Source organism: Pyruvatibacter sp. (genome assembly GCF_040219635.1).
GTDB lineage: Bacteria > Pseudomonadota > Alphaproteobacteria > CGMCC-115125 > CGMCC-115125 > Pyruvatibacter.
The window spans coordinates 38,196-57,321 of record NZ_JAVJSC010000001.1 but is presented as its reverse complement, the minus strand read 5'-3'; the positions used below and the strand labels follow the sequence as shown (position 1 = coordinate 57,321).

Here is a 19,126-nt window from a genome sequence, read left to right as displayed (position 1 = left end):
GGCTAAGGAATGTCGGAAATCTCGACATCAGCTTCAAGCCCGAGCACACGGGCCAGACCGGTAAGCCGCTTGACAACAACTTCGCCCAACAAAGTGCGCTTGCCGGACGGCACTTGCAGTGTCAGGCGGGTTTCTTCCACCTTGAGCCTGAAGCCCTCAACCAATCGCGGTGCGCCCGCAGACAATGTGTGCGCCAGGCGCAGCGCCAGCCCCAACGCCGTGGCGCGGCGCGCCTTGTCGCTGTCCAGAAGGGCAATCACCCGGTCGTTCGATGTATCTTCAAGACCCGACCGATAGCGGTTTGCGACTGCGAGGCTCAAATAGACGCGGCCGGGATGGTCAATACCTGAAACCGGCGCGCGCAGGATTTCCAACATCACATGCTGTGAGCGGTAGTCGGGGTGAATACGCCAGCCGATATCGCTGAGGTGGCACGCAGCGTGGTGCAGGCGCTGCTCGTCTGTATCGGCGGCAGCCAAAAGACCGGTCTTGAACAACGGAGCCGTAAACCGTTTCAGTTCCTCACCGTGCTCAGTAAAACGGCCGAGCCGGGCGCCTGTGCGCTCTGCCCAACTTATCAAGGGGTCAACGCGACGCTCTTCCGGGGAGAGACGCGAATACAACAGACCCTCGCGCACGCCATAGGCTGAAACGACCACAGTTGCGGGCTGGGCAATCTGCAAAACCTGCTCAAGCACAAGCGCTGCAAATGGAAGAGTTTCAAGCCGTCGGCGCGAAACATCAGGCACATGTTCAAGCGACTTTCGGCTTTGGGCTGAAACGAGTTGGGAGAGCTCCAAGGCAGCTCGTTTGCGCATCGTATAGGCCTGCAGCACCCTGAGCGGATAATCCGTACCCGCCATATGCATCCGCGCCAGATTGCGCCAGTTTCCGCCAACCGCATAAAATGCCTTGGGATTGCTGTCGGCCAGCCATTTTGCTTCATCAAACGCCTTGGTAACCAGATCGCGCGCCTTGGCAATGTCCCCGCCCGACAGATCTATCAATCGCAAGGGGCCAACGGGGAGTGTTGTGCCTTCGCCATGACGGCCATTAGCAATCTCGACCAGTTCGAGGCTCCCCCCGCCAAGGTCGCCCACCATACCGTCCGCATCCGGAAAACCGGCGGCAACACCTTCCGCCGCATAGTGCGCCTCGTCCTGACCCGACAGGATGGCAATACGAACGCCGCATGCATTTTCTGCGCGCTCGATAAATTGCGCCCCGTTGGATGCCTCGCGCGCCGCTGCCGTTGCCACTACATCAAGATTGGTAATACCCAGAGCGCTGGTAAGTCCGCGAAATCGGGCCAGCGCCGCAAGGGCCTTGTCGATGCCCTCCGGGTCCAGAGCACCTGTCGTGCCAATGGTGCGGCCAAGACCGCACAGCACTTTTTCGTTGAAGATGGGAAACGGTGTACGGCGATGGTCGGCATAGACCACAAGGCGCACGGAGTTGGAGCCGATATCAATAATACCGACGCCCTGACTGAGGTCAGGTGTTTCGCGAAGATTGAGGGCGATTGGCGTCAATTATTCGGCACCGCTATTGGTCTCCCGTCACACTCATAACCTAATCAATGCGCCATTTCACTGGGTTGATGTGTCACTGTGGTGATGTGCGGAAGCGAAAGTGTCTGGGCAGGCTTTCTTCCAATGCCTTGCCACGGCCCGAAAGGCTGGGGTTGGTCATGAAATACTGGTGTGCATTAAACGGCTTCTGGTCAGGTTCAAGCACCGTTCGGACATAGGAACCGTCCGCCATAAGATCCCAGCTTTGCTGTGTGTCTTCCAGATTGGCAACCATAATCTGGTCGAGGATTTGTTCGTGCACGGTCGGGTTTTCCACCGGCACGAGCGTTTCAACCCGGCGATACAGATTGCGCGGCATCCAGTCCGCCGAAGAAATATAGATTTTTGCCTTCGGGTTGGGCAGCGCGCCGCCATTGCCGAAACACACAATGCGCGAATGCTCCAGGAAGCGACCGACGATGCTTTTCACGGCGATGTTGTCCGACAGGCCGGGCACGCCAGGGCGCAGGCAGCAGATGCCGCGAATTACCAGCTCCACCTTTACGCCTGCCTGGCTGGCGCGATACAGCGCATCAATTATCGACGCGTCCACCAGCGAGTTCATTTTTGCCCATACAGCGCCAGGGCGGCCAGCTTCAACATTGGCGATCTCGCCTTCGATGTCCTCGATCAGCCTGTCACGCAGAATAAGCGGCGACAGACATAATTTTTTGAGGCCGATGGGCTCGGCGTAGCCCGTGATGTAATTGAACGCCTGCGCCGCATCGCGTGCCAGCACGGGGTCTGACGTGAACAGCGACAGGTCGGTGTAAATCTTCGCGGTAATCGGGTGATAATTGCCGGTGCCAAAGTGGCAGTAGGTGCGCAGGTCACCACCCTCCCGCCGCACTACAAGTGACAGCTTCGCGTGGGTTTTGAACTCAATGAAGCCATACACAACCTGCACACCTGCGCGCTCAAGATCGCGGGCCAGCTTGATGTTGGCAGCTTCATCAAAACGCGCTTTCAGCTCCACGAGTGCGGTCACCGACTTACCGGCTTCGGCAGCTTCAATCAGGGCACGGACAATCGGGCTGTCCGCGGAGGTGCGATACAGCGTTTGCTTGATTGCCACCACGTCAGGGTCCGCTGCCGCCTGCCGCACAAACTGTACCACGACATCGAACGACTCGTAGGGGTGATGAACCAGAATGTCCTTCTGGCGGATCGCAGCGAAGCAATCACCGCCATGGTCGCGGATGCGCTCAGGGAAACGGGCGTTGTAAGGTTCAAACTTGAGGTCCGGCCGGTCATCTACAATGAGCTGCGACGTAGAGGCCAGCCCCACAAGTCCATCCACCAAAATGACGTCACGGGCACTCACTTCGAGCTCAGAGATGACCATCCGCCGCAGACTTTCGGGCATGTCGCTGGCAATTTTGAGGCGTACCACATTGCCCCGACGACGGCGCTTGAGTGCGCTTTCAAAGAGCCGCACCAGATCTTCGGCTTCTTCTTCGATTTCCAGGTCGCTGTCGCGGATAACACGGAATACGCCGGAGCCCATCACTTCATAGCCGGGAAACAGTCGGCCGGAAAAAAGCCCGATGATGTTTTCAAGGGTAATGAAGCGAATGCCTGCGCCTGCGCTATCGCCTGATCCGTCTGGCGTATCCGGCAGCCGCACAAAACGCGCTATCTTTGCCGGGATCGGCAGCAACGCTGAAAGCCTGCGACCATCTGCGTTGCGTTGCAGATCAAGCGCCATGGATATTCCAAGATTGGGGATGAAGGGAAAGGGGTGCGCGGGGTCAACGGCGAGCGGCGTCAGCACCGGGAAAACTTCCTCAAGGAAAAACGTTTCCAGCCAATCCCGCTCCGAGGGGCGCAGCGTTTTTTCATCCACCACTTCGATGCCGGTCGCGGCCAAATCCACCAGAAGCTGCTGCCAGCCTTCCTGCTGCGAGCGCATGAGAATGCCGGCTGCGGCGTTGACCTGCTCAAGCTGCTGGGCGGCTGTAAGCCCTTCCTGGCTCAGCGTATCCACACCTGCCTGCACCTGACCGTGCAGACCTGCCACGCGCACCATGTAGAACTCATCCAGGTTGGATGCTGAGATCGACAAAAAGCGCAGGCGCTCCAGCAGCGGATGGCTGGTGTTGCCACTTTCCTCCATCACACGCCCGTTAAAGGCCAACCATGACAATTCCCGATTTATGAACCGGTCCTTTGAGTCGGCGGCAATGCGTTGCTGTTCCGGCATGTCATCTTTCGGCTGGTCATCCGCCGGCTGGCTATGGATTTCGGTTGGCTGTGCGTCAGACATTTTTATGGGCCCTGTCAGTCAGAACTGTGTGCAGATAACGGCTGGAAAGTCTCGTTTTACTGAAGCTATCCCAGCCTTCGCATCAAGTCATGACGGATCAATGACATGGCGCACGCGTTCTGCGGAAAATGTGTGCGCAGTCTGATGCGCCATTAGGCCAGAACCTCGCGCAGAACACCAATATTCAGGCGTTTTGTGTGGCTGAGCGCATGCCTGTCGATGCGCTCAACGGCGTCGCGGGCGGCCGCGGCAGACCTGTCGATCCGCTTGATTATGTAATCGATCATATCGGCACCAACATGCACACCGCGCTCGTCAAACAGTTTGGCGATGAGCTGTATGAGCAGCGCATCATCGGGCTCCTCCAGAACCGCCTGTGGCGCTGCATTCAGGCGCGATGCAAGGTCAGCAAGCGGGAACCCCAAGGTATGGGTGGTGCGGGCGCTGGTCAGCAGCAGCGCCTTGGTGTTTTCGCGGGCGAAATTGAGCAGGTGAAAAAGAGCCGCGTGGTCGCGCGTGCGGTGGATATTCTCCAGCACCAGCGCGTCAGCCTGCAACAACGCCGGCACAGCAGCGCCCGTAAGGTCTGCGGCCTCACCAATCAGGGCATTGGCTCTGGTGCGCCACACATCGGCCAGATGCGATTTGCCGCTGCCCTGGGGGCCTGCAAGCACCAGCAGCGGCTGCGGCCACTCAGGCCATTTATCAATCCATGCCACAGCCATGGCATTTGACTGCGACACCAAAAAAGCCTCGCGACCGCGCGCGATGCGGTGCGTCAGAGGTAGCGGCATTTGCGGGCCGTCATTATTCGGTGTGTCGTTACTCACGGTTTGGGTCCGGGCTCGTCGGCCCCTTTTTGGCTGGAGGTGCCGCGGTACAGATTGCTTTTCATGTACTCACCGATGCCAAAACGGGCGAGCACGCCAATCATCGCAGCCAGTGGCAGGGCCAGCAGCACACCGACAAAGCCAAAGATCGCGCCGAATGCAAACAACGCAAAGATGACCCACACCGGATGCAGCCGCACCCGCGAACCCACCAGCCACGGTGTCAGCACATTACCTTCCAACGCCTGACCTGCCAGAAACACCGCGGCGACGGCACCGATCATGATGGGGTCCGGCCAGAACTGTATAAGCGCCAGTGTCACGGACACCACAAGCCCCACCGTCGCGCCGACAAACGGAATAAAACTGATAAGCCCCGCGACAAGTCCAACCACAAGGCCGAACTCAAGGCCCAGAAGGCTCAGGGCAGTTGCGTAAAACGTGCCCAGTACAAGACACACCGTCACCTGACCGCGCACGAAACCCGACAGCATGTCGTCTATTTCAGCGGCCAGCTTTCGCACGGTGGGTGCATGGTCGCGGGGCAGCCAGCCATCCACCCGTGTCATCATGCGGTCCCAGTCCAACAGCATGTAGAATGCAACGATAGGCGTTACGAAAACCAGCGACAGGAAACTGATGAAGGCAAGGCCGCCGCTCAGTGCTCCCTGAATGACGCGGCCGGCCCATCCGGCTGCGGCCTTGGCAATGTCGGTGAGAGCAGCGCGGGAATCCGCGTCAACGCCTGAAATGAATTGCCCGATCCGGCCTTCAAGAAACTGTGCGAACAGCAAACGTATCTGCTCTGCATAGCCCGGCGCACGCTCGATAAAACGCAAGATCTGTTCCTGCAACACCGGCAGCAGCAGCACCAGGGCCAGCAAGAACACCAACAGACCGACAATGGTGATGACACTGGTGGCAGCAAAGCGGCTCAGGCCCCAGCTTTCGAGTCTGTCGGCTATGGGGTCCAGAAAATAGGCAACGGCCATGCCCGCCACGAAGGGAAGCATGATACCGCTCAGCGTGAACAGAATGACGCCAAAGATGAGCGCCACCACAAACCAGATAAGTGCCTGGCGACCCAGGGTCATGACTGCGTTTCCTTGTGCTCCGGGTGCTTGATCTCGGGTCGTTTGAGTTCAGGCCGGGGCTGCGGCACTGAACCCGGCGTGTCCTTGTCATGGCTCTCCTCGGTTTCCCAGGCACTTACTTCGCGTACCCAGTCCACCAGATAGCTGGCCCCCGACAAAACGGTGGTCATACCTGTGAGATAAGCGGCCATGACAAGTGCCGCGCCCAGCGCGATCTGGAAGTCGAATCCGAGCACAGCCAGCACAAAAGCGGCATATCCGATTTGCACGGTGGTGTTGACCTTGCTGATCATCAGGGGCCGCATGGTGACCGCAAAGCCGATGAGCCAGGACATCAGCACCGCGCCGACAATCAGAATGTCGCGGCTGACAACGACAATCACCAGCCAGTTGGGGATGACCTCCTGCATACCCAGCGACACGAAAATTGACACCAGCAGGGCTTTGTCGGCGACCGGGTCCAGATAGGTGCCAAGTGTTGTCACATAGCCAAAACGCTTGGCAATGAAACCATCCACACCATCCGAAATGCCTGCAGCGACAAACACCCAGAAGGCTGCTTCAAACTGCTGTGCCCCGATCAGGAAAATAATGACCGGAACAAGAATAAGCCGTCCGATCGTAATGAGGTTAGGTAGGAAACTCACGGAGCCTGCGACCCGATATTCTGACGTGTAAGCCGGTCAGCGGTGGCTTCATCTGCGGGTAAATCTCCACCCGCAGCGGGCGATGGACGCGGGACAGGGGCCGTATTTGCATTGCCGCCTGAAACCGGCGCCGCTGCGTCAGGGCGCACATCTGCCTGCGGCGTGGTCATAGCTGTCGCCACTGTAATGGTCCAGAAGCCAGCCTCTTCAACCAGCCTAATCTGGCGTTGGCTGAGGTTGGCCGCGAGCGCTGGCATCGGGCCTGCGACCCGCAGATTGATTTGCGCGCCACGCGGTGACATGGCCACAACGTCAAGCCCCTGAACGATGGAGGCGGCGTTCAGCCGACTGCGTATTGCCGCCCATTCAGCCAGCGATGTGAACTCAACAGAGGCAGACACAATCTGCTCTAACCCAAAAGCCACTGCGTTTTGAGTTTTCCAGCTTGCAATCAGTGAATTACGGATGCCTTCGGCGCCGGCGGCAGCGGCTTCTTCAACAGTGGCGCCTGAAAAAGTGCGTACCGTCGATTCGCTGCCCGTTGGTGTGACACGATGCAGCGTTACTTCAAGTTGGCCGGTCTCGTCGCCGCGGGCATGGGCGACCAGCACCTGCTCCACGTTGTAACGCGCGGCGATTTGCGCGACGGCGGGCCAGTCGGCGGTGATGGCAGAGCCAGCATCAATCGCAGAAAAGTCCTGCAGGTCACCCAGCGGCAACGAGATGGGCACCAGCGAATTGGCGAGGCCGGTCTGCTCCCAGGCCGCACGCCACGGGTTGGGTTCGTCAAACAACACACGCACGCCGGGCGTATCGAGCACCGGCAGCAGCAGCGATGGCGCGGCCTGATTTTCGGTGAAGCGCACTCCGGTGCGGCGAAGATGGTCTCGCACGGCCTGCGGGTTCAGGCGGGCGGTGACGTCAGCAATATAGCGGGTGGCGGAGGCCCGCTCGTTGGCCACACCGATACCGGCAACAAGAAGTTCTGCGGTTTGTGCATCCAGTTCCGGCAGGCGCGGCCAGTCCTCATATAGCGTGAACCGCCGAAGCACCTCATCGGAGGCCTTGATGCGGGCGTCGGCCAGTGCCACAGAACGCGCCTGTTCGGCATCCGCCCCCGTCGCATCAACGGACACGCCGGTGACCGTATAAACGTCAGATGAACCCTGCGCCGACGCTGCCGTTGCTGCGCCGCCGATGCACACCAAGAGAACCCCAAGGGCGCTTAAAAGGCGCTTTGCGTGCTGTACCAATAGTGTCTCCCGTTATCTGGCGTGCTGATCGACAGACTATAGCACCCGTGGCCCCTGCCCGTCCGCCCTCAATACGCCGCGGTCAGGCCGGCTGCACATGGCCCGATTGTAGGGCACACGGGCTTGCATTCTGATGACCTTTGGGCTCGTTTAGGCGCGCGCTGACCTGAGCGCAACAGCCTCTTCAGCCAACCAGCGGATTGCGGCGAAAAAATAACAGGCTAAACAACGGATTGACATGTGCGCGATCCGTCAACACGGACCACCAAGAGGGTTTCATGGCGCGCGAAAGCAGCGGCACGGCTGACAGGAAAAACGGCATCACCTATGCGGATGCCGGCGTGGATATTGATGCGGGTAACGAACTGGTGCGCCGCATCGCGCCCATGGCGAAGGCCACGCGGCGCTCAGGGGCTGACAGTGACCTTGGCGGGTTCGGCGGGCTGTTTGACCTGAAGGCTGCCGGTTTCAAAGACCCGGTGCTTGTTGCCGCCAATGACGGCGTGGGAACCAAGCTGCGGCTCGCAATCGATACGGGCATTCTCAACACGGTCGGGATTGATCTTGTGGCCATGTGCGTCAACGACCTTGTGGTGCAGGGAGCCGAGCCGCTTTTTTTCCTCGATTATTTTGCCACGGGCCATCTTGATGTGGATGCCGCAGCCCAGGTGATTTCCGGCATTGCGCAGGGCTGCATGCAATCGGGCTGCGCATTGATTGGCGGCGAAACCGCTGAGATGCCTGGCATGTATGCAGGCGACGATTTTGATCTTGCGGGCTTTGCCGTGGGCGCGGCTGAGCGCGGCACACTCCTGCCGCGCACTGACATGGCCCCTGGCGACGTGATTGTGGGGCTATCGTCCAGCGGCCTGCACTCCAACGGATTTTCGTTGGTGCGCCGGCTGATTGGCGACCATGGCGCAAGACTTGAAGCTCCGGCACCATTTGATACGCCCGCCGCAACACTTGGCGAGGCCCTGCTGACACCGACGCAGCTCTATGTGACGCAGCTTTTGCCCTCTATCCGCGCCGGTCACATCAAGGCGCTGGCGCACATTACCGGCGGCGGGTTTAGTGAAAACATCCCTCGCGTGCTGCCTGACCATCTGCGTTCGGACATCGACTATGCCTCGTGGGATTTGCCGCCGGTGTTTGGCTGGCTGCAATCTCTGGGCGGCATGAGCGACGGCGAGATGCGCCGTACGTTCAACTGCGGCATTGGCATGGTGGCAATAACATCTCCCGGAGACACCGCCGACGCCCTGGTTGCAGCGCTTGGCGACACAGGCATCGCAGCACGGCCCATCGGTGTGCTCGCGGCCTCATGAAGAAGCTGGCGGTGCTTATTTCCGGTCGCGGCAGCAACCTATCCGCGTTGATTGCCGCGTGTGCCGATACAGCATTTCCGGCGGAGATCACCATTGTTATTGCCAACCGCCCCGGCGCTGCGGGCCTGGCGCTTGCCAAAAAAGCAGGCATTGCCACGCTGGTGATCGACCACAAAAAATACGATGACCGGGCGGCGTTCGATGCCGCCCTTGATACGGTCTTGCGCCGGGAAAATGTTGATCTGGTCTGCCTGGCCGGGTTCATGCGGCTGCTGACAGATGGCTTCGTAAATGGCTGGCGCGGCAAGATGATAAATATTCATCCATCGCTTCTGCCCGCTTTCAAGGGCCGTGATGTGCATCAGCGTGCGCTTGATGCGGGGGTCACACTGTCAGGCTGCACGGTGCATTACGTGACGCCCGAAATGGATAGTGGGCCAATCGTGGCGCAGGCAGCAGTGCCGGTTGTGCCCGGGGATACCGCTGAGGCCCTGGCTGACCGCATTCTGGCAGCCGAACATGTACTTTATCCCCATGCCGTACGACTGATCTGTGAGGGGCGCGCGTCGTTCGACGGTCCGGAGGCCGGCCAGGCGCACGAAAAAGGGACGGACACCAAGTGCCCGCCCCTTATTTCGCCACCACTCTAAACAGTGGTTCAGCCGACGATTTCGTCGTCCTTGAAAAAATACTTGATTTCTTCTGCGGCTGTTTCGGGCGCATCTGATCCGTGTACGGAATTGGCCTCAATGCTTTCCGCAAAGTCGGCGCGGATGGTGCCGGGCGCGGCGTCCTTGGGGTTGGTCGCACCCATCACTTCGCGGTTCTTGGCCACGGCGTTTTCACCTTCAAGCACCTGCACAATGACCGGGCCGGATGTCATGAATGACACAAGGTCATTGAAGAACGGGCGCTCTTTGTGAACTGCATAAAAGCCCTCAGCCTGTGCCTTGGACAAATGCAGACGCTTGGACGCGATGACACGCAGGCCTGCTGATTCGAGACGGTCAATCACCTTGCCGGTGATATTGCGCTTGGTGGCATCGGGTTTGACGATGGAAAACGTGCGTTCAAGAGCCATAGGGGTAAGTGCCTTTCGCTGGACGTGGCTTGATCGGGGTTGTTGTGTCGCTTTCCTGCCACCGCAACGCAGCCTTGCCTTGGGCGCTGTGGACTTTTGAGACGGGAAGCGTAGAAGGTCGGGTTCAAGGAGGCCCCGCGGGGCTGAATTGGAGCGGGTTATAGCCGCGCGGGCGCACCCACCGCAACCACCGATCCGCCATCCGCCGACCTGCCATCGCCAAACCCGATTGAGGCCTGCCGCCGCCATGTTGCAAATCAACGATCTGACCTACCGCATCGGCGAGCGGGTGTTGCTGCGTGATGCCACCGCCGGCATTCCGGAGGGCAAGCATGTGGGTGTTGTGGGCCGCAATGGGGTGGGTAAATCCACGCTTTTCGCCCTCATCAATGGCGACCTTGCAGCCGACCAGGGCAGCATCTCCGTGCCCAAGAACTGGCGCATCGGCGGCGTTGAACAGGAAGCGCCTGCCAGCAGCACCAGCCTGCTCGACACGGTGCTGGAAGCCGATACCGAGCGACTGGAGCTATTGGCGGAGGCTGAAACGGCCACTGATCCGCAGCGCATTGCCGAGGTGCATATGCGCCTTGCAGACATTGAAAGCCACAGCGCCCCGGCGCGTGCGGCGTCCATTCTGGCTGGCCTGGGCTTCTCCGACGAAGACCAGGCTCGCCCTACCAGCGATTTTTCCGGCGGTTGGCGGATGCGGGTGGCGTTGGCCTCCTTGCTGTTCACTCAGCCGGATCTTTTGCTGCTTGATGAACCCACCAACTATCTGGACCTCGAAGGGGCGATCTGGCTGGTTGATTATCTGCGCAAATATCCGCGTACGCTGCTGGTGGTGAGCCATGACCGCGATCTGCTGGATCAGGTGGCAAGCGGCATTTTGCACGTGGAGCATCAGCGGCTGTCTTATTACCCCGGCAATTTCGAGAGGTTTCAGCGTCTCAAAGCCGAGCAGCAGGCGCATAATCTGGCGTTACGCAAAAAGGTGGATGCAAAGCGCAAGCACATGGAAGCGTTTGTTGAACGCTTTCGTGCCAAGGCGTCCAAGGCACGGCAGGCGCAAAGCCGCCTGAAAGCGCTGTCGAAGCTCGAACTGCCGGACATTTTGTCGGACGAATTGTCCGCGCCCATCTCCCTGCCCGGCCCGGATGATCTGCTGCCGCCGCCGATCATTACCATGCAGGATGCCGCGGTTGGCTATGGCGACAACCCGCCGGTGCTGTCAAACCTGACATTGCGGATAGATCAGGACGACCGCATTGCGCTGCTGGGGGCCAACGGCAACGGCAAATCCACCTTTGCCAAGCTGGTCACGGCGCGGCTCAAGCAACAGACCGGCGGGCTGCGGCGCTCGCCAAGACTGCGCATCGGCTATTTCGCGCAGCATCAGGTGGATGAGTTGGCCGAGGGGCTGACGCCCTACCAGAACATGCGCCTTTTGATGGAGAAGTTTGGCGAGGTCACAGATGCTGCCGTCCGGGCGCGTGTCGGGGCCATCGGATTTTCGGGTGAGCGGGCAAATGTGAAAGTCGGCAATTTGTCTGGCGGCGAGAAAGCCCGGCTGCTGCTGGCCATCGCCACCTATGACAAGCCGCACATGCTGGTGCTTGATGAGCCGACAAACCATCTGGACATGCAGGGGCGCGACCAGTTGGTGAACGCCATCAACGAGTATCCCGGCGCGGTCATTCTCATCAGCCATGACCAGCACCTGATTGAATCTTGCGCGGACAGGTTGTGGCTTGTGCACAACGGTCGGGTCGAAAGCTATGACGGCGACATGGATGACTATCGCCGTCTGTTGCTAAGCCAGCGCGGGCGGCCCGGCGGGCCAGCGGCTGGCGGCACGTCGTCGCTGGATACCGCACAGACAGACGCACGCAGGGAGAGCGAGCCTGATGCGTCACGCGGCAAGGATGCACGCAAGTCATCCGCGAAGCAGCGGGCGGGCATTGCACCGCTCAAAAAGGAGGCTGACGACGCCGAACACGCCATTCTGGAAATCGAAGAAAAGATTGCCAAAATGGATGCGGTACTGGCTGACGGCAGCCTGTTTGAGCGTGACCCTAAAAAGGCCGACCTCATTTCGCGCGCACGCGGTGAACTCGGCACCCGACTGGAAAAGGCCGAAGCGCGATGGCTGAAGCTGATGCAGAAATACGAAAGTGCCGTCGCGGAGCTGGATGACAGCTAGCGGGCTCTCAGGCTTTCTTTTCCCATTTGCCTGCGGCTGACTGCTGCCAGTAGGTAGTGTCGTGGCCTGCTTCCTTGCCGGCTTTCCAGTGACCGCGTGCAGCGTTCACCGCCTCAGCATCGCCACCGTCAAACATCAACACGCAGCGCTGATAGGTCTGCGCACCGGCGATGTCGGCACCATCCACCGCGAATAACACATTGGCGGCTGCCGGGTTATCCTCGCCGGTTGTCAGCAGCACCGGCTGGTCAGCATCGTTACCGCCACCGCTCAGGCCGTGGGGCAGGAATGCATCGTCGCTGTAGGTCCACAGGTGGGCGTCAAGCGACTGGGCGCGTTCGGACGAGCCGGTACGCACGACAGCTTTCCAGCCACGCTCAAGGGTTTTTTCCAGAAGCTGCGGCAGCACTTTTTCAAGCGATGAGCGTTCCAGATGATAGAAAAGCAGCTCAGCCATCAGCGCTCGAAATTGTCTGCAACGAGACGATCAAGCAGCCGCACTCCCCAGCCTGTACCCCATGACGGTGACGTCGGTTTGCTGCCGGACTGCCAGGCGGTGCCCGCAATATCCAGGTGCGCCCAGGGCACACCATTGGTGAAGCGCGCAAGGAACTGCGCGGCGGTAATGGACCCTGCGTTGCGTCCGCCAATATTGCGCATGTCAGCGAACTTGGACTTGATGAGCTTGTCATACGCCTCGCCCATGGGCAGACGCCACAGGGTTTCCCCCGTTGCCTTGCCGGCCTCAAGCAGTTGCTCGCTCAGCTTATCGTTATCGGAGAAGAGACCCGCATGTTCCTCACCCAGCGCCACCAGAATGGCGCCGGTGAGCGTGGCAAGATCGATCATGAACTTCGGTTTGAAGCGATCCTGCGTGTACCAAAGGGCGTCCGCCAGCACGAGGCGGCCTTCGGCATCGGTGTTCTGGATTTCAATGGTCTGGCCCGACATGGAGGTGACGATATCGCCGGGGCGCTGAGCACCCGCGTCCGGCATGTTTTCAACAAGGCCAATGACGCCAACCGCATTGACCCTGGCCTTGCGGGCGGCCAGCGCCAGCATGGTGCCCGTCACAGCGGCGGACCCACCCATGTCGCCTTTCATATCTTCCATGCCCGCGCCGGGCTTGAGGGAAATGCCACCGGTATCAAACGTCACGCCCTTGCCGACAAATGCTATCGGCTTTGTTTTAGGCGCACCCCCGTCCCACCGCATGATGACGAGCTGGCTTTCGCGCACGGAGCCTTGCCCCACGCCCAGCAAAGACCCCATGCCGAGTTTTTCCATCTGTTTTTCACCCAGCACCTCGACCTTGAGGCCATGGGATGTCAGCGCCCTGCAGCGTTTGGCGTAGCTTGCGGGATAAAGAATGTTTGGCGGCTCGTTCACCAGGTCGCGGGCGAGATAGACGCCCTGCGCGATGGCTGACAGCACATCCCATTTCCTTTTGGCCGCGGCCATCGCCTTGGTGTGGACAGCCACTTTGGAAAGAGAAGGTTTTTGGTCGGGCTTCAGTTTGGTCTGGTAGCCGTCGAACCGATAGGCGGCGAGCATGGCCCCCATGGCCAGATGCGCTGCAATGTCGGCATCGGCGATGTCACTGTCGGCGATCGGGTCAGCGGCGATGGCCACCTGCTTGATGCGCTGCGCGTTGGCGCGCGCCACCATGTTTCCGGCAGCCGTCTCAAGGGCTTGAACCTTGAGCGACTTGGCGCCGCCCAGCCCGACAACAAAAATGCGCGACAGACCCACGCCCTGCGGGGCCACCATATCCAGCACCTGGCCGCTTTTGCCCTTGAAGCCAGCAGCCTTTATGGCTGCAGCAACACCGCCTCCGGTGGCGTCATCAACGGATTTTGCGGATGCCAGCAACTTGGCACCCTCAACCGCCAGCAGAATCAAGACGCCTGATTTAGGCAGCGTGCTGCCGGAGATAGTCACGTTCATCAGATATTCCTTAGAAATGCCAGAGGGATGAGTGCCGGAAGGTGTATTTGTGAGGCGGGAACTACCCTGTTCTAAAAGTGCAAATGCCCTGCTTTCCGTTAACTGTATCCTGATTGGCCCCTGAGATGCCCAAAAAGTGTTGTGTTTGGCCAAATATCACATGCTGCGGGGCTTCGCCAAACCGTCAAAATGCGGTATTGCCTGAAATGGGGTGGTCAAAACGAAGCCTGTCAGGCGTACGGCGTTAACCAAAAAGGATCGCAATGCGCTTAACCTATCCCGGTACTGCCCTTAATTGCGTGCGCGGCGCTTGCAGTGGCGCGGGCGGCCTTACGGGTTGAAAACACAAGACTGGACACGAGGCCGATGGCCAGCGAGCGCCCATCCCGTTTTTTCAAGATCGACACTTATGTGGCGCGGCTGATTACCGGCCCGTTCTTCATCTTCCTGCTCATTCTCACCGGGGTTGTGTGGCTTACCCAGTCGCTTGAACTGCTCAATGATGTGATTGAGCAGGGACAGAACATCGGTGTGTTCCTTTATCTGTCTGTGCTCGTCATACCATCCATTCTGGTGGTGGTGCTTCCCATCGCTTTGTTTTTCGCGTGCCTGTATGCACTTTACAGATTGCGGTCTGACAGCGAACTGGTGGTGATGTTTGCAGCCGGCATGAGCCGCTGGCGCGTGGCGCGGGCAATCTTTGCCTGCGCGATTGCGGTCATGCTGCTCACCTACCTGGTCAACATGCTGCTGCTGCCCATGGCCATGCGCGACATGCGCTCGGTGTTGCTGGACATGCGCACACAGTTTGCCTCGTCGCTGCTACAGGAAGGTGAGTTTACCCTCCCGGCTGACGGTCTGACGGTGTTTGTGGAAAACCGGCTTCCCGGCGGTCTGATTGAAGGGCTGCTGGTGCATGACAACCGTGACAAGGACAAACCCGTTAGCTACATCGCTGATCGCGGACAGCTTGTGGATACGCCGGAAGGTCCACGGCTCATCATGCTGAATGGCAACATTCAGCGACGCGACGAAAACCGTAAAACCGACTTTTTGTATTTCGACAAATATGCGTTTGACCTCAGCCAGTTTTCCAACCCCGCAGACGAACGCTATTTCAAGGCCTATGAGCGATATCTGCACGAGTTGCTATGGCCCGACATGACGCTGGCCTATGATAATCAGTATGCGAATGAACTTATTGCAGAAGGTCATGCACGCATAACATCGCCGCTGTTTGCACTTGTACTGGCCGCCTTCGCCATGGCCGGATTGCTGCCCAATGAGTTTAGCCGGCGGGGCTACGGCAAGCGTATTACACTTACGGTGGCGCTTGGCCTTGGCATTCGGTTGTTTGATCTGGCGGCAGTCGGCTGGGCAACTCGGTACCCGATACTCATCAGCATCCAGTATCTTGTTCCACTGCTGGCGCTCGCCGGGGCGTGCGCAATCATCAATGGCTGGCGGCCCACGGCAATGGTTCTCGCGGTCCGTGATCGTTTGAAACACAGCGGCAATGCGGAGGCAGGCGCATCATGAGACTGCCCTGGACCATGTACCTGTATTTTGGTCGGCGGGTGTTGTTTGCCGTCATCGCCGCATTCATCATCAGCATGGCGTTGGCCTTCGTAATTGATTTTGTTGAGCTGTTGCGGCGGACCGGGTCACGCGAGGTTCCCTTCGGCACTGTGCTGACCATGGGTCTCTTGAGGCTGCCGAGCATCTCCGAAAAAATGATGCCGTTCTCAATGTTGTTCGGCTCAATGTGGGCGTTCCTGCAACTGTCACGCTCAAATGAGTTTGTGGTGGCCCGCGCATCCGGCGTCTCGGCGTGGCAGTTTTTGGCTCCGGCTGTTGTGCTGGCGCTGTTTATCGGCGTGGGGGCGGTGGCGGTTTATAATCCGCTGGCGTCTGCCATGGTGTCGCGCTTTGAAGCGCTGGAATCCGAACATGTGCGCGGGCGCACCAGCCTACTGGCGGTTTCCGAATCAGGACTTTGGCTACGGCAGGCCGATGAAGCCGGTCAGTCAGTGATCCATGCGCTGGGGGCCACAAATCAGGGCGTGGACCTGCGCGATGTCATCATTTTCCTGTATGGCAATGACGAGGAGTTTACCGGGCGCATTGACGCGGATACCGCAACACTTGCCGTCGGCAGGTGGCAGATATCCAACGCGCAGGTCACAATACCTGGCCAGCAACGCCAGTTTCACGAGATGTACGAACTGCCAACCAGCCTGACCCTTGAACGGGTACAGGAAAGTTTTGCCTCACCCGACACTTTGTCGTTTTGGGATCTGCCGGAGTTCATTGAAACGGCACAGGAGGCTGGTTTTTCCGCGCTGCGCTATGAGTTGCATTGGCACCAGTTGGCATCGCGGCCCTTTTTGATGGCCGCCATGGTGCTGATTGCGGCCTGCTTCAGTTTGCGTCTGACACGGCTGGGGGGCATCGGCCAGCTTATTGTGGCGGGCGTGGTCAGTGGCTTTTTTCTGTATTTTTTCACCGACGTTACCCTTGCGTTGGGCGCACGGGGGGTTATGCCTGTTGTATTGGCCGCATGGTCGCCGGCCTTTATCAGTGCCATGCTTGGCGCAGCGCTGATTTTTCACCAGGAGGATGGTTAGCACCAGATGGGGGACGGGGGCGTCTTTTCAGCCTTGATGCGTTTGGTCGGACCGATCGCCCGCACATCTGTGCGGACGCGGGGTCCCGCCATGCTTGCTGCTGCATTCACACTATTGCCAGCCATAGCGCTCTCCTCGGTCGCAGTCGCGCAATCGGCTGACGTCGCAGGCGACACCGTGCTCATTGAAGCCGACGAAATGGTCCACGACCGCGACAACGACGTTGTCACCGCTGACGGCAATGTCGAGATCACCTCCGACAGTCACGTGCTCCTTGCTGACAGCGTGGTCTATGACCGCGGAACCAAAACGGTGACAGCAAGCGGCAATGTCAGTCTGCTGCAACCTGACGGACAGGTCATGTTTGCCGACACGATGGTTCTCTCGGATGACTTTGCTGATGGTGTTGGCAACACGGTGCGGCTGTTGTTGGAAGACAACGCGCGTGTTGCGGCCAACTCTGGCACGCGCAGCGCCGGCAACAGGACGGAGCTCAACAAAGCCGTCTATACGGTTTGCGATGTATGTGCGGAAGATCCGGACTCTTCGCCGTTGTGGCAGATACGCTCATTCAAAGTCGTACACGACAAAGAAAAAAAGCGGGTTGAGTACGAAGACGCCTTTATCGAGTTCTTTGGTGTCCCGGTTTTCTACACGCCCTATTTCAGCCACCCGGACCCAAGCGTCAAACGCCAGACAGGGTTGCTGACACCGACCATTGCCATTTCAGAAGACTTCGGCACAAGCGTCAGAACACCGTTCTTCTGGAACATTGCGCCCAATATGGATTTCACTTTCCGGCCGAGATGGCAAACGGAAGTGGGGCATGTATATGCGGGCGAGTTTCGCCATCATCTGGGCTTCGGCGAATACACTATCGATGCCAGCGCCACATGGCCGGATGAAGATGCCGTGGGCGTCAATGCCATTGAGCCGTTCCGCGGACATGTGTTTGCAGACGCCAAGTTCGATATCACGCAAAAGACCACTGCCGGGCTGGAACTGAAACTCACCTCGGATGAGACCTATTTACGGCGCTACGACATTTTCAACGACAACGACCTGATCTCGACAGCCTATGCTGAAACCATTGACGGGAGAAACTACGCCCGCGCGGAGGCATTTTATTTTCAGGGCCTGCTGACAACAGACGATCAGGCCAGCATTCCCTTTGTGGCGCCGTTGATTGACGCTGAGTACTACTTCAAGCCGCTGATTGCCGGAGGTCAGGTAAAGGCGAGTGTCAACGCCCTAAATCTGCAACGCGTCGAGGGTACCAGCTTCCAAAGATACTCTGCCGACATCGGCTGGGACCTGTCGCGAACCGCACGTACCGGTGAACAGTTTGGTGCTTTTGTGGACGTCCGCGGCGACGTGTATGTGGTGGACGAGGATGTTCTGGTGCCGGGTGGCAAGAACCAGTCTTCCGTTCAAACACGCCTCCTCCCGACTGTGGGCCTTGAATACAGCTGGCCCTGGATAAGCGACAGCGGCGGCGGCGCGCACGTGATAGAGCCAATTGTTCAGGCCATCTACTCGCCGAGCAATTCCAATCCGCGAGACATCCCCAACGACGACAGTCTGGCGGTTGATTTTGACACCACTCACCTTTTTGATCGAAACCGATATCCTGGCTTCGACCGTTTCGAAGACGGTGCACGCGTTAATTACGGCCTTCAGTATTCCTATGTCGGCGATGAAGGTGGGGAGGCCAATCTGCTCTTGGGGCAATCTTACCAGCTGGAAGACAGTGCCGCTTTCCCGCGCGGCAGCGGTTTGCAAAGCAGCGAATCAGATGTTGTAGGTCGCCTTCAGATCAACCCGGCACCCTATCTGGATGTGGTCAGCCGGTTTCGGGTTGACCCGTCCGACGGCAAACTGCTGCGCAACGAAGTGGACCTGACGTCCAGCTTCAATGTCTTTGAGAACCGCCCGTTTGCGCTTTATGCGAACTATGTGTTTCTGGATCAGAGCCTGGATACAACCAACCGCCGCGAGGGTGAGGAAATAAATGGGGGGTTCTCCTACAATTTTACGGATGACTGGTGGCTGAGCGCTTCAGCGCGCCGTGACCTGAGACGCTCGGCTATGGTCTCGAACTGGATAGGCCTCACCTACCTCGACGAATGCTTCCTGTTCAGCCTCGCTTTTGAACAAAGCTTCATTCGCGACCGCGATATTGAGCCGACAACGTCCGTGGTTTTCAGGATTGAGCTTGTTACATTGGGCGAGTTCGGCGGCACCACAGATGTTGCGGGCCCAACAGGCAATTAGGCACCTGC

General features: G+C 58.9%; 15 protein-coding genes. 6 read left to right on the top strand and 9 right to left on the bottom strand.

What is annotated here, in order from left to right; genetic code table 11:
• Positions 1-2: 2 nt before the first annotated feature.
• From RIB87_RS00265 to RIB87_RS00240, 6 genes are all read right to left on the bottom strand, one after another.
• Positions 3-1,532 carry a Ppx/GppA phosphatase family protein gene (locus tag RIB87_RS00265; RefSeq protein ID WP_350142308.1) on the bottom strand — a complete coding sequence of 510 codons (1,530 nt, stop codon included), beginning with the start codon at positions 1,530-1,532 and terminating at the stop codon, positions 3-5.
• 73 nt (positions 1,533-1,605) lie between these two features.
• Positions 1,606-3,837, bottom strand: coding sequence for an RNA degradosome polyphosphate kinase (locus RIB87_RS00260; RefSeq protein WP_502943184.1), 2,232 nt, complete (start codon positions 3,835-3,837; stop codon positions 1,606-1,608).
• A 152-nt stretch (positions 3,838-3,989) separates the two neighbouring features.
• Positions 3,990-4,667 (bottom strand): P-loop NTPase family protein, encoded by a 678-nt coding sequence (locus tag RIB87_RS00255; RefSeq protein WP_350142307.1) that lies wholly within the window; start codon positions 4,665-4,667, stop codon positions 3,990-3,992.
• Entirely contained in the window at positions 4,664-5,761 is a 1,098-nt protein-coding gene (locus RIB87_RS00250; RefSeq protein ID WP_350142306.1) for an AI-2E family transporter, read from the bottom strand. Before RIB87_RS00250 ends, RIB87_RS00255 begins: the two co-directional genes overlap by 4 nt.
• Positions 5,758-6,408, bottom strand: coding sequence for a CDP-alcohol phosphatidyltransferase family protein (locus RIB87_RS00245; protein WP_350142305.1), 651 nt, complete (start codon positions 6,406-6,408; stop codon positions 5,758-5,760). Before RIB87_RS00245 ends, RIB87_RS00250 begins: the two co-directional genes overlap by 4 nt.
• Positions 6,405-7,661, bottom strand: coding sequence for a DUF2066 domain-containing protein (locus tag RIB87_RS00240; protein ID WP_350142304.1), 1,257 nt, complete (start codon positions 7,659-7,661; stop codon positions 6,405-6,407). Before RIB87_RS00240 ends, RIB87_RS00245 begins: the two co-directional genes overlap by 4 nt.
• Positions 7,662-7,939: 278 nt before the next feature.
• On the opposite strand from RIB87_RS00240, the gene purM reads away from it, so the two are divergent.
• Both purM and purN read left to right on the top strand, forming a co-directional pair.
• Positions 7,940-8,989: a phosphoribosylformylglycinamidine cyclo-ligase gene (gene purM / locus RIB87_RS00235; RefSeq protein WP_350142303.1), complete on the top strand. Its 1,050-nt coding sequence runs from the start codon at positions 7,940-7,942 to the stop codon at positions 8,987-8,989.
• Entirely contained in the window at positions 8,986-9,639 is a 654-nt protein-coding gene (gene purN, locus RIB87_RS00230; protein ID WP_350142302.1) for a phosphoribosylglycinamide formyltransferase, read from the top strand. The genes purM and purN overlap by 4 nt, the downstream gene beginning before the upstream one ends.
• A gap of 8 nt (positions 9,640-9,647) precedes the next feature.
• Here purN and ndk read toward each other — a convergent pair whose 3' ends face one another.
• Positions 9,648-10,070 carry a nucleoside-diphosphate kinase gene (gene ndk, locus RIB87_RS00225; RefSeq protein ID WP_350142301.1) on the bottom strand — a complete coding sequence of 141 codons (423 nt, stop codon included), beginning with the start codon at positions 10,068-10,070 and terminating at the stop codon, positions 9,648-9,650.
• Positions 10,071-10,317: 247 nt separating this feature from the next.
• Between ndk and RIB87_RS00220 the strand changes: the two genes are divergently transcribed.
• Entirely contained in the window at positions 10,318-12,270 is a 1,953-nt protein-coding gene (locus RIB87_RS00220) for an ABC-F family ATP-binding cassette domain-containing protein (RefSeq protein WP_350142300.1), read from the top strand.
• Between the two features lie 7 nt (positions 12,271-12,277).
• On the opposite strand, the gene RIB87_RS00215 is transcribed toward RIB87_RS00220, so the two are convergent.
• A complete protein-coding gene (locus RIB87_RS00215) occupies positions 12,278-12,727 on the bottom strand; it encodes a DNA polymerase III subunit chi (RefSeq protein WP_350142299.1) in 450 nt (149 codons plus the stop codon).
• On the bottom strand, positions 12,727-14,217 hold the full coding sequence (locus RIB87_RS00210; protein WP_350142298.1) for a leucyl aminopeptidase: 1,491 nt from the start codon (positions 14,215-14,217) through the stop codon (positions 12,727-12,729). The genes RIB87_RS00215 and RIB87_RS00210 overlap by 1 nt, the downstream gene beginning before the upstream one ends.
• Before the next feature lie 366 nt (positions 14,218-14,583).
• On the opposite strand from RIB87_RS00210, the gene lptF reads away from it, so the two are divergent.
• From lptF to RIB87_RS00195, 3 genes are all read left to right on the top strand, one after another.
• Positions 14,584-15,756 (top strand): LPS export ABC transporter permease LptF, encoded by a 1,173-nt coding sequence (gene lptF, locus RIB87_RS00205; RefSeq protein ID WP_350142297.1) that lies wholly within the window; start codon positions 14,584-14,586, stop codon positions 15,754-15,756.
• Positions 15,753-16,844 carry an LPS export ABC transporter permease LptG gene (gene lptG, locus RIB87_RS00200; protein ID WP_350142296.1) on the top strand — a complete coding sequence of 364 codons (1,092 nt, stop codon included), beginning with the start codon at positions 15,753-15,755 and terminating at the stop codon, positions 16,842-16,844. Before lptF ends, lptG begins: the two co-directional genes overlap by 4 nt.
• Before the next feature lie 90 nt (positions 16,845-16,934).
• Positions 16,935-19,118: an LPS-assembly protein LptD gene (locus RIB87_RS00195; RefSeq protein WP_350142295.1), complete on the top strand. Its 2,184-nt coding sequence runs from the start codon at positions 16,935-16,937 to the stop codon at positions 19,116-19,118.
• The last annotated feature ends 8 nt before the right edge of the window (positions 19,119-19,126 follow it).